Annotated in this window: 12 protein-coding genes; 6 read left to right on the forward strand and 6 right to left on the reverse strand. The window is 69.9% G+C overall.

Going from position 1 to position 13535, the window contains the following annotated elements:
• Positions 1-8: 8 nt before the first annotated feature.
• Complete coding sequence (locus tag FBY21_RS21640; RefSeq protein ID WP_044405501.1) at positions 9-908, reverse strand: LysR family transcriptional regulator; 900 nt, start codon at positions 906-908, stop codon at positions 9-11.
• A 111-nt stretch (positions 909-1019) separates the two neighbouring features.
• Between FBY21_RS21640 and FBY21_RS21645 the strand changes: the two genes are divergently transcribed.
• From FBY21_RS21645 to sstT, 5 genes are all read left to right on the forward strand, one after another.
• The gene (locus FBY21_RS21645; RefSeq protein ID WP_142013577.1) at positions 1020-2258 is read left to right on the forward strand and encodes a 3-hydroxyacyl-CoA dehydrogenase; all 1239 of its coding nucleotides are present in this window, start codon (positions 1020-1022) and stop codon (positions 2256-2258) included.
• 1 nt (position 2259) lies between these two features.
• Positions 2260-4050, forward strand: a complete 1791-nt coding sequence (locus tag FBY21_RS21650; RefSeq protein ID WP_142013579.1) for an acyl-CoA dehydrogenase C-terminal domain-containing protein — start codon at positions 2260-2262, stop codon at positions 4048-4050.
• Positions 4051-4082: 32 nt separating this feature from the next.
• Positions 4083-5246, forward strand: a complete 1164-nt coding sequence (locus FBY21_RS21655) for an iron-containing alcohol dehydrogenase (protein WP_142013581.1) — start codon at positions 4083-4085, stop codon at positions 5244-5246.
• 11 nt (positions 5247-5257) lie between these two features.
• Positions 5258-5695 carry an acyl-CoA thioesterase gene (locus tag FBY21_RS21660; protein WP_142013584.1) on the forward strand — a complete coding sequence of 146 codons (438 nt, stop codon included), beginning with the start codon at positions 5258-5260 and terminating at the stop codon, positions 5693-5695.
• Between the two features lie 304 nt (positions 5696-5999).
• Entirely contained in the window at positions 6000-7247 is a 1248-nt protein-coding gene (sstT, locus tag FBY21_RS21665) for a serine/threonine transporter SstT (RefSeq protein WP_142013586.1), read from the forward strand.
• 20 nt (positions 7248-7267) lie between these two features.
• On the opposite strand, the gene FBY21_RS21670 is transcribed toward sstT, so the two are convergent.
• Entirely contained in the window at positions 7268-8137 is an 870-nt protein-coding gene (locus FBY21_RS21670; protein WP_142013588.1) for a substrate-binding periplasmic protein, read from the reverse strand.
• 281 nt (positions 8138-8418) lie between these two features.
• On the opposite strand from FBY21_RS21670, the gene FBY21_RS21675 reads away from it, so the two are divergent.
• A complete protein-coding gene (locus FBY21_RS21675; RefSeq protein ID WP_044405327.1) occupies positions 8419-8958 on the forward strand; it encodes a DUF2087 domain-containing protein in 540 nt (179 codons plus the stop codon).
• On the opposite strand, the gene FBY21_RS21680 is transcribed toward FBY21_RS21675, so the two are convergent.
• The 4 genes from FBY21_RS21680 to fdhD form a co-directional block, all read right to left on the reverse strand.
• Positions 8955-9599, reverse strand: coding sequence for a nucleotidyltransferase family protein (locus FBY21_RS21680; protein WP_243899162.1), 645 nt, complete (start codon positions 9597-9599; stop codon positions 8955-8957). The two genes, FBY21_RS21675 and FBY21_RS21680, sit on opposite strands and share 4 nt — an antisense overlap.
• Positions 9596-10051 (reverse strand): glycine zipper domain-containing protein, encoded by a 456-nt coding sequence (locus FBY21_RS21685; RefSeq protein WP_044405328.1) that lies wholly within the window; start codon positions 10049-10051, stop codon positions 9596-9598. The genes FBY21_RS21680 and FBY21_RS21685 overlap by 4 nt, the downstream gene beginning before the upstream one ends.
• 235 nt (positions 10052-10286) lie before the next feature.
• Entirely contained in the window at positions 10287-12608 is a 2322-nt protein-coding gene (locus tag FBY21_RS21690; protein ID WP_074972276.1) for an FdhF/YdeP family oxidoreductase, read from the reverse strand.
• On the reverse strand, positions 12605-13453 hold the full coding sequence (gene fdhD, locus FBY21_RS21695; protein WP_142013590.1) for a formate dehydrogenase accessory sulfurtransferase FdhD: 849 nt from the start codon (positions 13451-13453) through the stop codon (positions 12605-12607). Before fdhD ends, FBY21_RS21690 begins: the two co-directional genes overlap by 4 nt.
• Between the last annotated feature and the right edge of the window lie 82 nt (positions 13454-13535).

The raw sequence follows: 13535 nt of genomic DNA on the forward strand, positions 1-13535 counted from the left end.
CCGGCCGCTCAGGCCTGGCCGACCCCCATCAACTGCTCCACCAGCCAGCCCAGCGCCGCGTCGGAGTCGCGCTGGGCCAGGCTCACCAGGTCCAGGTGGAACGGCCCCAGGGCGAAGGGCAGGGGGTGCACCGCGAGCGGCAGCAACCGCGCGAAGTGCGCCGCCAGCCGCGCCGGCAGCACCACCGTGAGGTCGGTGCCGGCCACGATGTGGGCCGCCTGCAGGTAGTTCGGCGTGGTGTAGACGATGTCCCGCGCCAGGCCCTGTTCCCCCAGCCACTGGTCCACCATGCCTTTGGTCTGGCCCCCATGCACCCACAGGTGGCGTAGCCTCAGGAAGGTCGCCAGGTCCGGCGCCTGTTGCAGCTGCGGGTGATCGCGGCGGGCCACGAGGCGCAGGCTCTCGCTCATCCAGCGCCGCGCCCGGAAGCGTGCCGGAATGCGCTCGAAGCGCCCCAGCACCAGGTCCAGCTCGCCCTGGTCCAGTGCCTCGGCCGGCAGGCTCGGGGTCAGGTGGCGGATGGCGATGCGCAGTCCTGGCGCCTCCAGGGCCAGTTGTTGCAGCAGCCGGGGCATGGCGATCAGCTCCACGTAGTCGGTCACCGCGATGGTGAAGCGCTGCTGGCTGCGCGCCGGGTCGAAGCCCTCGCCGGTCACCAGGCTCTGCTCGATCTGGCGCAGCGCCGCGCGGATCGGCATCTCCAGCGCCAGGGCCCGTGCCGTGGGCTGCATGCCACGGCCCACGCGGGTCAGCAGCGGGTCGCCGAGCAGTTCCCGCAGGCGGTTCAGGGCATTGCTCACCGCCGGCTGGCTCAGCGCCAGGCGTTCCGCCGCGCGTGACACGCTGCGTTCGCGCAGCAGGGCATCGAGCACCCGCAGCAGGTTCAGGTCGAAGTTGGAAATATTCACGACGGGAATGCGGCCTATCACAAGACTAAATTTCAAAAATAGTACCGGCTTCCTTACTGTGTTCCACGGCTTTCACGCTCCCCACCCCCAGAACAACAAGAGGACGAGGCAATGACCCGCACCCCCTACGACATCCAGCACGCCGCCGTGATCGGCGCCGGCACCATGGGCCGCGGCATCGTCATGAGCCTGGCCAGCACCGGCATTCCCGTGCGCTGGCTGGACAGCAACCCGCAGATGCTCGAACAGGGACTGGGCGTGGTGGCCGACACCTACGCCCACAACGTGCGCCAGGGCCGCATCGACGAAGCCGAGGCCGCCGCCCGCCGCGCGCGCATCCAGCCGGTGCAGGGCTACGCCGACCTGGCCGAGGTGGACCTGGTGATCGAAGCGGTCTACGAGAACCTCGACCTCAAGCAGCAGATCTTCCGCGAGCTGGACGCTCGGCTGAAGCCCTCGGCCATCCTCGCCAGCAACACCTCGGCACTGGACATCGACGCCATCGCCGCCGTCACCGCCCGCCCCGAGCAGGTCCTCGGCCTGCACTTCTTCAGCCCGGCCCACATCATGAAGCTGCTGGAGATCGTGCGCGGCGCCAGGACCGCCCAGCCGGTGCTGGACGCGGCCCTGGACCTGGGCAAGCGCATGGGCAAGGTCAGCGTCGTCGCCGGTAACTGCGACGGCTTCATCGGCAACCGCATGCTCCACACCTACGTCCGCGAGGCGCGGATGATGCTGCTGGAAGGTGCCTACCCGCATCAGGTGGACGCCGCCCTGCAGGCCTTCGGCTTCGCCATGGGCCCGTTCCGCATGTACGACGTGGTCGGCATCGACCTCGAATGGCGCGCCCGCGAGCTGTCCGGCAAGGGCCAGGACGACCCGGCGGTGCAGGTGGACAACCGCCTCTGCGCCCTTGGCCGCTTCGGCCAGAAGTCACGCATGGGCTACTACCGCTACGCCGAAGGCAGCCGCCAGGCCGAGCACGACCCGGAAGTGGACGCCCTGGTGCTGGCCGTCTCCGAGCAGCTCGGCTTCCAGCGCCGGGCCATCGGCCAGGAGGAAATCCTCGAGCGCTGCCTGCTGGCCTTGGTCAACGAAGGCGCGAAGATCCTCGAAGAGGGCATCGCTGCCTCCAGTGCCGACATCGACACCGTCTACCTCAACGGCTACGGCTTCCCCGCCGACAAGGGCGGCCCCATGAGCTGGGCCGACGGCCAAGGCCTGGAGGCCCTGCGCGAGCGCCTGGAATACCTCGCCGGACGCCACGGCCTGCACTGGCAACCCGCCGCCCTGATCCAGCGCCTGGCCGCCGAAGGCCGGGGCTTCGCCGACTACCGCCTGGAGGCCTGAGATGAGCTACACCGCCCCCCTGCGCGACATGCGCTTCGTGCTCCATGAACTGTTCGACGCCGCCGGCCACTGCGAACGGCTGGGCAATGGCCTGGACCGCGAGCTGATCGACGGCGTGCTGGAAGAAGGCGCGCGCTACACCGGCGAAGTCATCGCCCCGCTCAACCGTGCCAGCGACGAAGAGGGCGTGACCCTCGAAGGCGGCGCCGTCACCACCCCCACGGGCTTCCGCGAGGCCTACCAGCAGTACTGCGACAACGGCTGGGCCAGCATGACCGGCCCGGTGGAGCACGGCGGCCAGGGCTTCCCGCAGCTGGTGGCCGCCAGCTTCCACGAGATGCTGATGGCCGCCAGCCTGTCCTTCCGCGTCTATTCCGGCCTTACCGAAGGCGCCGTGCTGGCGCTGCACACACACGGCAGCGAGGCCCTCAAGCGCGACTACCTGGGCAAGATGGTCAGCGGCGTGTGGACCGGCACCATGTGCCTCACCGAGCCCCAGGCCGGCACCGACCTGGCCCTGCTGCGCACCCGCGCCGAGCCCCGGGCCGACGGCAGCTACGCGGTCAGCGGCAGCAAGATCTTCATCAGCGGCGGCGAGCAGGACTTCTCCGAGAACATCGTCCACCTGGTGCTGGCGCGCCTGCCCGATGCCCCCGCCGGGGTGAAGGGCATCTCGCTGCTGCTGGTGCCCAAGTTCATCGCCAACCCCGACGGTACGCCGGGGGCGCGCAACGCCCTGTCCTGCGGGGCCATCGAGCACAAGATGGGCATCAAGGGCGCCGCCACCTGCGTGATGAACTTCGACGGCGCCACCGGCTGGCTGGTGGGCGAGGCCAACCAGGGCCTGGCCTGCATGTTCACCATGATGAACGACGCCCGTTTCCAGGTCGGCCTGCAGGGCCTGGGCATCGCCGAACGTGCCTTCCAGGGCGCGCTGGCCTATGCCCGCGAGCGCCTGCAATCCCGCGCGCTGACCGGCCCGGCCGAGCCGGGCAAGGCGGCTGACCCGATCATCGTGCACCCCGACGTGCGGCGCATGCTTCTGACCCAGAAGACCCTCACCGAAGGCAGCCGCATGCTGGCCGCCTACTGCGCGCGCCAGCTGGACCTGGAACACGCCGTCCCGGACGCCGACGTGCGCCGCGCCGCCAGCCGTCGGGCCGCGCTGCTGATCCCCATCGTCAAGGCCTTCCTCACCGACATGGGCCAGGAGGTCGCCAGCCTCGGCGTGCAGGTCTACGGCGGCCACGGCTACATCCGCGAGTGGGGCATGGAGCAGCTGATGCGCGACAGCCGCATCACCCAGATCTACGAAGGCACCAACGGCATCCAGGCCCTCGACCTGATCCGCCGCAAGCTGATGGGCGACGGCGGCGCCGAACTGTTCGCACTGGTGGACGAACTCACCGCCCAGGCCGACGCCCTGCTGGGCGATGCCGAGCTGGCCGAAGCGGCGGGCGCCGTGCTGGCGCGCCTGCACGAATGGCGCGACCTCACCGCCACGGTGCTCGACCGCGCCCGGCACGACCCCCAGGAGATCGGCGCCTGCTCGGTGGACTACCTTCAGTACGCTGCCTACGTGCTGCTCGCCGCGCTCTGGCTGCAGGCCGCCGGCCGTGCCCGCCAGGCCCTGGCCGACGGCATCGGCGAAGCCGACTTCTACCAGGCCAAGCTGCACAGCGCGCGCTTCTACCTGCGCCGCGTGCTGCCACGGGCCAGCGGCCACCGCGAGGCGCTGCTCGGCGGCGCCGACTGCCTGATGGCGTTGCCGGAGGCGCACTTCGCCTTCTGAGCCCGGGCCACACAACAACAAGAGGACGCCCCATGCAGCCCTTCAGCTTTGCCACCACCGCGCAGATCCTCTGCGAATCCGGCTCCGCCACCCGCCTCGCCGAGCTGTGCCGCGAACGCGAGGCCCGGCGCGTACTGGTCGTCACCGACCCGGGCATCACTCGCCTGGGCATGCTCGACCCGATCCTCCCGGGCTTCGCCGCCGCCGGCCTGGCGGTGGAGGTGTTCGACCAGGTGCAGGCGGACCCGCCGGAGGCGGTGGTGCTGCAGGCGGTGGACCAGGCGCAGGCCTTGCGCGCCGAGCTGGTGATCGGCTTCGGTGGCGGCAGCTCCATGGACGTGGCCAAGCTGGTGGCGCTGCTGGCCCACCCGGCGTGCGGGCAGGCGCTCCAGGACATCTATGGCGTCGGCAACGCCCGGGGCCGGCGCCTGCCGCTGATCCAGGTGCCGACCACCGCCGGCACCGGCTCGGAAGTCACCCCCATCGCCATCGTCACCACCGGCGAGACCACCAAGCTGGGCGTGGTGTCGCCGCTGCTGCTGCCCGACCTGGCGCTGCTGGACGCCGACCTCGCCCTCGGCCTGCCCGCTGCCGTCACCGCCGCCACCGGCATCGACGCTATGGTCCACGCCATCGAGGCCTACACCAGCCGCCACAAGAAGAACCCGCTGTCCGACCTGCTCGCCCGCGAGGCCCTGCGCCTGCTCTGCGCCCACCTCGACGAGGCGGTGCACAACGGCCGCAACCGCGAAGCGCGCCAGGCCATGCTGCTGGGCGCCTGCCTGGCCGGGCAGGCCTTCGCCAATGCCCCGGTGGCGGCGGTGCACGCCCTGGCCTATCCCCTGGGCGGGCACTACCACATCCCCCACGGGCTCTCGAATGCGCTGGTGCTGCCCCACGTACTGGGCTTCAACGCCGAGGTGGCCGCGCCGCTCTATGCCGAACTGGCGCCGCTGGTGCTGGGCCGCAAGCTGCAGCCGGGCAACGTGCTGCACCTCACCGAGCAACTCATCGTCGAGCTGGCCGACTGCAGCGAGCGCAGCGGCCTGCCCACGCGCCTGCGCGATGCCGGCGTGGCCGAGGCGATGCTGCCGCAGCTGGCGAAGGACGCCATGTTGCAACAGCGCCTGCTGGTGAATAATCCGCGCGATGTCAGCGAGCGCGATGCGCTGGCGATCTACCAAGCCGCCTATTGAGACGACGCGTCATGAACCAGCCCCAGCACCTGCGCAGCGACTACCGCCACTTCCAGCCGATCACCACCCGCTGGCACGACAACGACGTGTATGGCCACGTGAACAACGTCGTCTACTACGGCTTCTTCGACACGGCGGTGAACACCTACCTGATCGAAGTGGGCGGGCTGGACATCCACGACGGCGACGTCGTCGGCTTCGTGGTCAGCTCTGCCTGCGACTACTTCGCCTCCATCGCCTTCCCCGAGCGCATCGAGGTGGGCCTGCGGGTCGGCAAGCTGGGCAACAGCTCGGTGCAGTACGAACTGGCCATCTTCAAGGTCGGCGAAGACGACGCCTGCGCCGCCGGCCGCTTCGTCCACGTCTTCGTCGACCGCGCCAGCAACCGCCCGGTGCCGATCCCCGAGCGCCTGCGCGCGGCCCTGGCGGAGCTGGTGGTGGCGGGCTGATCGTGGTGCCGGCAGGCCCCTTCCCGGGCTGAAGCCCGGGCTACGGCTCTTGCCTTTGCCGGCGGGTTTTTCACCAGATCGACCCTAAACAGCCGGAATGGCGACATCCTGCGGGGTGCGCCGACCGGTCGCTCTACCCTAAAGCGCCGCAAGCACGCAGAATGCGCAGCCAAATCCGCTGCGCTTCCAGACTGCAGGGCGACAAGACCCTGCGGCCCGTGGGATTTTTTCCCGTGAAGGCCGGGGGAGCGCAGGGGGGTCCATTGGTACGGTCGCTGCGGCGGCCCCTGTCTGTGAACCTGCCATGTCCCAAGCCAACCGCTCCATCCTCCAGCGCCTGAAGGGCACCAGCCTGGTCACGCGCATCCTCGTCGGGCTGGTGGCCGGCGTTCTCCTGGCGGTGCTCAAGCCCGAGGCGGCTGCGGCCGTCGGCCTGCTCGGCACCCTGTTCGTCACCGCCCTGAAGGCCGTTGCGCCGGTGCTGGTGTTCGTCCTGGTGATCGCCGCCATCGGCAACCACAAGCCCGGTGAGCGCACCCATATCCGCCCGATCCTGTTCCTCTACCTGATCGGCACCTTCTCCGCCGCCGTGGTGGCGGTGCTGGCCTCCAGCCTGTTCCCCTCGACCCTGCACCTGAGCGCCGCCGCCAATGAGCTGGCTCCGCCCGGGAACATCTCCGAGGTGCTGCTGAGCCTGCTCTCCAGCGCGGTGGCCAACCCGGTCAAGGCACTGATGGAGGCCAACTTCATCGGCATCCTGGTCTGGGCCGTCGGCCTGGGCATCGCCATCCGCCAGGGCAGCGAGACCACCCGCGCGGTGTTCAGCGACCTGTCCCATGGCGTGTCGCTGATCGTTCGCGTGGTGATCGCCTTCGCTCCGCTGGGCATCTTCGGCCTGGTGGCCTCGACCCTGGCGACCAACGGCCTGAAGGTGCTGGCGGACTACGCCCACCTGCTGGCAGTGCTGATCGGCTGCATGCTGTTCGTGGCCTTCGTGGTGAACCCGCTGATCGTCTACTGGAAGATCCGCCGCAACCCCTTCCCGCTGGTGCTGACCTGCCTGCGCGAGAGCGGCATCACCGCCTTCTTCACCCGCAGCTCGGCGGCCAACATCCCGGTGAACCTGCAGCTGTCGGAGAAGCTCGGCCTGCACGAAGACACCTATTCGGTATCGATCCCCCTGGGCGCGACCATCAACATGGCCGGCGCGGCCATCACCATCACCGTGCTGACCCTGGCGGCGGTGAAGACCCTGGGCATCGCCGTGGACATCCCCACCGCCATCCTGCTCAGCGTGGTGGCCTCCGTCTGCGCCTGCGGCGCCTCGGGCGTGGCCGGTGGTTCGCTGCTGCTGATCCCGCTGGCGTGCAGCCTGTTCGGCATCCCCAGCGAAGTGGCGATGCAGGTGGTGGCCGTGGGCTTCATCATCGGCATCCTGCAGGACGCCGCCGAGACTGCGCTGAACTCCTCCACCGACGTGCTGTTCACCGCCGCGGCCTGCATGGCCAAGGGTGACGTGCGCGATCCGGCCCAGGTCGGCAACGCCGGCTGATCCCCTCCGGCACGCTCGCCTCAGGGCGTGCCGTCTTTCCCGTCCGCCGTCGGCGGGTCCAGCCAGAGGCTGGCATCCGTCGCCGGCAGGCCGCTGTCCAGTTCGATGATCCGCCGCTCGCCGAGCCGTGCCAGGTCACCCAGGTGTCCGTAATGGCGCAGGAACAGCGCACGGAAGCTGCCGTCCTCACGCACCTGTTCGAAGCCCTCGGCAAAGCGCCGGGCCAGCTCGGCATCGTTCCGGTTGAAGGCAAAGTACACCGGCATGGCGTAGCGCAGGGCCAGGTGCGGCTCGACCATCAGGTCCGGGTGCCCCTGCACCTCCATCCAGGCCTCGCTCAGGGCGCGGTGGAAGTAGTCGAAGCGGCGCTGTTCCAGCATAGGCAGCAGGTTGCCGGGGTTGGCCATGCCCAGCACCGGCAGGTGGTTGCGCTCGAAGATCGGGAAGTCGCTCCACTGGCTGCCGAAGCCGCCGATGCGCTGGCGCAGGCCTTCCACGTCCTGGACCTGGGCGAAGTCGGCCTGGCGGTCGCGGCGGATGATCAGCACCCGGTAGCCGAGCATGCCGGCGTGCATGTCCATCGGCAGCATGTCCAGGGTGGCCAGGCGCTCGGCGTTGGGCGGTACGTAGGCGAGGTCCACCTGGCCTTCGCGCAGCAGCGCCAGGCAGCGGTCCTGGGACGGATCGGGGCGCTCGTCCCCGGGGGCGATGCGGGCGGCACCGTAGCGGTCGGCGGTGCGCGCGAGGATCAGGTTGGCCAGCTCGATGCGGTAGGCGTAGTTCGCCCCGTGGTATTGGCAGACGCGCAGCAGGCGTTCCGCTCGGGCGGGCAGGGCAGGCAGCAGCAACAGGCAGCACAGCAGGATCAGGGTGTGGCGGACAGGACCCATGACGGTTCCACGGCAGTCGGCGAACAGGCACCAGCACAATAAGGGTGCAAGATTACAGGCTTCCCGGCGTTTCACCCAAACGGGGTTGAGCCACTCGTCACCCAGCGCTATGCTCGCCCGCGGTCGGCAGTTCACCCAGGCGTCACCGGTGCCCATTCGGGCAGCTAAACCTGCCACGAGCCTCAGGCTCATTCTCGACCGACACTCGTCCTGTGCCGCGTCGGAAGCCGGTGACCCCCGACATCCTCCTGCGAGGACTTGGCACACACGAGGAACGCATTGTGTCCAAGACGCTCATTCCCTTCTCCACCCCCGACCTGTCCGCCCTGGCCCGATCGCTGGTCCGCCAGCTTGGCGAGCGCGAGGGGCCGCCCAGCCATGTGGACATGCTCAACCTGCTGGCCCGTGCCCGTGGCTTTCGCAGTTACCAGGCCCTGCGCGCGAGCCAGGCCGCCGAGCGCCAACTGGCCGAACCCGCCCGCGCCGAGGCGGTGGACTACGTGCTGGTGCGCCGGTTGCTGCGCTATTTCGACGAGCAGGGCCGCCTGCGTAGCTGGCCGGGCAAGCACAGCCACCGGCGACCCTGCCTGTGGGCGGTCTGGATGGCCTTGCCGCCGCGCACGCGGATGAGCGAGCGCGAGGTGGACGCTCATATCCGCACTGCCGCGAGCCTGGGCGATCACGTGCTGCTGAGGCGCGAACTGGTGGATGCGGGCTGGCTGGTGCGGACCCCCGACGGGCGCGAGTACCGCCGTGTCGAGCAGCGGCCGGACGCCGTGGCGATGGCCCTGCGGGCGCAGCTGGGCCGGCGTACCGGCTAGGGCGACGGGTTGCCGTTCCTGGGGTCGGCGTGCCATGCGCCGGCCCTTGGCAGGTCTTCTACCTGCAACCGTGGCCACTGGCGCAGCCAGCCTTTTGCCTGCACGCGCTCGGCGAAGGTGTGCGGGTGGCGATGCCGCAGGTTGGGAGTCAACCGCAATGCAAGCAGGCCGGTCTGGACGAAGGGCGTGGCGATCTCGATGCCGCCGCCGGAGCGCAGGCGCACGCCGATGGCGGTTTCCACTTCGGGCCAGCGGGCCATGGCGTCGCAGCTGTCGCGGTAGGGGGCGTCGCCGTTGCGCAGGTGCATGCGTGCCTGGTTCTTCACCGACCAGCGCAGGTGCCCGGCCTGCTGGCGCAGGTGCGCCTCGATGCGAGCGTCGGCTTCGGCGTCGGGCTGGTCGGGGTCGAAGTGGATCAGGTCGATGTCGTTGAGTGGGGTGGGATGGCGGTAGCCGTGCAACTGGTCCCAGGCGAGGTTGCGGACGAAGCCGGCAGCCAGCCAGGCGTCCTTCAGGCCGAGGCTGGCCAGGCAGCGCAGGGCCAGCAGGCGCTGGGCGTCGGCCCGTATCCAGCGCTGCAGGTGCAGGTAGGGGCCGGCCCGGGTCAGGGCCGGCGGTTGCGGTCGATCATCCGCGGTCAATGGTGGTGCCTGTGCTTGCGCGGGCCCCAGCCACGGCCGGGGTGGTGGCGCTCGCCGCGATGGCGGCCGTCGCGCCAGCCTTCGTCCTGGCGGCTTTCATTGCCCATGTAGTTGCCCAGCGCGCCGCCGGCACCACCGCCTGCCGCGGCCCCCACCACCGAGCCGGTGTCGCCGCCGACCTGGCGGCCGAGCACGTTGCCGCCGGCAGCGCCCAGGGCGCCCCCGATGGCGGCTTCGGTACGGTTGCGGCGGTCAGCCCCCACCACGCTGCCGGCCGCGCCGCCGACGCCGGCGCCAATGGCCGAGCCGGTGTTGCCACCGATGGACTGGCCGACGACCGAGCCCAGTGCCCCGCCCAGTGCACCCCCGACGCCCGCCTCCAGGGTGCCGCCGGCGAAGGCGCCGCCACTGGCGAGGCAGAGGGAGAGGAGAAGGACCGAGGATTGCTTCATGGAGGTGACGCCTCTGTAGGGAACGTGGGGCGATATGTGCCACGGCGAAGCGGCATGCGGAAGCCCTTGCCGACGAGTTGCGCGGCTTTTTTCACATTCCCTAAGTATTTGTTTTTGTGGGAGAACTTGCGGTGTCTGGGGCTGTCTGAGGCTTATTCCGACATGCCGTTTCCGGTGCCGTCCATGCTGGCACCGCGACAGCGCCGCCGGGGTTTCCGGCGACGCCGTCGGCGCCTCACAGGATGCGGTTGCCTTCCCGGCTCGGTTGCAGGCGGATGGCCACGAACTTGGAGGTGGGGGTGTGGCTGCCCACGCCGTGGCTGTCCAGCGGCACCAGCGGGTTGGTCTCCGGGTAGTAGGCGGCGGCCTGCCCGGCGGGAATGTCGAAGGCCAGCAGGGTGAAGCCTTCCACCTTGCGCTCCACGCCGTCGTCCCACAGCGACACCATGTCCACTTTCTGCCCCGGCTGGTAACCCAGGCGGTCGATGTCGGCTGCGTTGGCGAACACCACGTGGCGCTGGCCGCGCACGCCCCGGTAGCGGTCGTCGAGGCCGTAGATGGTGGTGTTGTACTGGTCGTGGGAACGCAGGGTCTGGAGGATCAGGTCCGGCTGCTGGCCGGTGGCGCGCACGCGCTCGTGCAGCAGGGTGGCCGGCAGGGCATGGGCCTTGAAGTTGGCCTTGCCGGTGGCGGTCTTCCAGGTGCGGTCCGCCGCGGAGTTGCCGAGGTGGAAGCCGCCCGGGTTCTTCACCCGCTGGTTGAAGTCGTGGAAGCCGGGGATGGTTTCGGCGATCAGGTCGCGGATGCGGTCGTAGTTGGCCACTAGCGCGTCCCACTCCACCGGGTGGTCGCCCAGGGTGGCCTTGGCGATGCCGGCGACGATGGACGGCTCCGAGCGCATCTGCTTCGACAGCGGAGCCAGCTGGCCGTAGGAGGCGTGGATCATGCTGAAGGAGTCCTCCACCGTCACCGCCTGCGGGCCGTGGGCCTGCTCGTCGATGTCGGTGCGGCCCAGGCACGGCAGGATCAGCGCGTCGCGGCCGGTGGTGAGGTGGCTGCGGTTGAGCTTGGTGCTGATCTGCACGGTGAGGTCGCAGTTCATCAGCGCCTGGTGGGTGCGCGGGCTGTCGGGGGTGGCCTGGGCGAAGTTGCCGCCGAGGCCGATGAAGACCTTGGCGCGGCCTTCGAGCATGGCGTTGATGGCTTCTACCGTGTTGTGGCCGTTCTCCCGCGGGACCTTGAAGCGGAAGCGCTGCTCGATGGCGTCCAGCAGGGCCACCGGCGGACGGTCGTTGATGCCCATGGTGCGGTCGCCCTGCACGTTGCTGTGGCCGCGCACCGGGCACAGGCCGGCGCCGGGGCGGCCGATGTTGCCGCGCAGCAGTTGCAGGTTGACCAGTTCCTGCAGGGTCGGCACCGAGTGGTGGTGCTGGGTGAGGCCCATGGCCCAGCAGACGATGACGCGGTCGGCGCGGCGGTACATCAGCGCCGCCTGCTCGATCTCGGCCTTGGCGAGGCCGGACTGCGCCTCGATGTGGGCCCAGTCGGTGGCGTCCAGCTCGGCCAGGTAGGCGTCGAGGCCGTCGGTGTGCTCGGCGATGAAGGCGTGGTCGAACACCGCCGGCTCGCCCTTGGCCTGGGCTTCGCGCTCCCACTGCAGGAGGAACTTGGCGATGCCGCGGATGGCGGCCATGTCGCCGCCCAGGGCCGGGCGGAAGAAGGCGGTGTTCAGCGGGGCGGAGCCGTTGGTGAGCATCTCCAGGGCGTGCTGGGGATGCTGGAAGCGTTCCAGGCCGCGTTCCTTGAGCGGGTTGAAGCAGACCACCTGGGCACCACGCTTCACCGCTTCGCGCAGCGGTTCGAGCATGCGCGGGTGGTTGGTGCCGGGGTTCTGGCCGAACACGAAGATGGCGTCGGCATGCTCGAAGTCACCGAAGGTCACGGTGCCCTTGCCGATGCCGACGCTCTGGCCGAGGGCGACGCCGCTGGCCTCGTGGCACATGTTCGAGCAGTCGGGGAAATTGTTGGTGCCGTAGGCGCGGACGAACAGCTGGTAGAGGAACGCCGCTTCGTTGCTGGCCCGGCCGGAGGTGTAGAACTCGGCCTGGTTCGGGTCGGGCAGGCGCTTGAGGTGGCTGGCGACGAGGGCGAAGGCGGCGTCCCAGTCGATGGGCACGTAGTGGTCGCTGTCGCGGTCGTAGCGCATCGGCTCGGTGAGGCGGCCCTGGTATTCGAGCCAGTAGTCGCTCTGCTCGCGCAGCTGGCTGACGCTGTAGCGGGCGAAGAAGGCGCGGTCCACGCGGCGCTTGGTGGCTTCCCAGTTCACGGCCTTGGCGCCGTTCTCGCAGAACTTCACGCGGCCGTCTTCGGGTGAGTCGCCCCAGGCGCAGCCGGGGCAGTCGAAGCCGCCGTTCTGGTTGGTCTTGAGCAGGGCGCGCAGGTTCTTGAACGGCTGTTTGCTGTCCAGCCAGAAGCGCGTGACGCTCTTCAGCGCGCCCCAGCCGGCGGCGGCGCCACGGTAGGGTTTGTAGCGGGGTTGCACGGGTTGCAGGCTCATTGCGGGGTGTCGTTCTCGTGGCGCGGCGCCGGGCTGTAGACCCGGGGTGCGCTGTGGTGGGGCAGGTGGATGAGGTTGAGGCGGTGGCGGCGGGCCCATTGCACGGTCAGTGCGGTGGGCGCGGACAGGCTGACCAGGGTGGACAGCCCGGCACGCACGGCCTTGTGGATCAGTTCCAGGCTGCAGCGGCTGGTGACCACGGCGAAGCCGGCACGTGGGTCCTGCCCGCTTTGCAGCAGGGCGCCGATCAGCTTGTCGAGGGCGTTGTGGCGGCCGATGTCTTCACGGCAGAGGGCCAGGGTGCCGTTGCTGTCGACGAACAGGGCGGCGTGCAGGGCGCCGCTGCGCCGTGCCAGGTCCTGCTGGTCGGCGATGCGCTGGCGCAGGTCGGCGAGGTGTTCCAGGGGCGGTAGCGGGCTGCGGGCGAGCACGTCGAGGTTGGGCAGCGCCTGCTCCAGGGCCTCGACGCCGCACAGGCCGCAGCCGGTGTTGCCGGCCAGTTGGCGGCGCTGGTCCTTGAGGGCCCAGAAGGCGCGGCTGGCGATCTCCACCTCGGCGCGCAGGGCTTCGCCGGCACCGCTGACCTGGATGTCGTAGAGGTCGTCGAGGCTGCCGATGATGCCGGCGCTGAGGCTGAAGCCGACGATGAAGTCCTCGATGTTGCGCGGCGAGACCATCATCACGGCGTGGCTGATGCCGTTGTAGGCGATGGCCAGGGCACTTTCCTCGGCCAGGGCGGCCTCGCCGGGCTGCGCGCTGCCACCCAGTTCGACGTACTGGTAATCGGTGGGCGGTGGCGGTGGCTCGACGGCGCTGAACGGACGGCGGGAGGCGCGACGGGGCATGGCGGGGTCTCCCCTGCGGCGGATTGACTCAGGCAGCCTAGGCCGGTCGGGGGGCGCCGTCTAATCGCTTTGCCCGATGCCG

It is taken from the genome of Pseudomonas sp. SLBN-26 (assembly GCF_006715895.1).
In the GTDB taxonomy this organism is placed as follows: domain Bacteria; phylum Pseudomonadota; class Gammaproteobacteria; order Pseudomonadales; family Pseudomonadaceae; genus Metapseudomonas; species Metapseudomonas otitidis.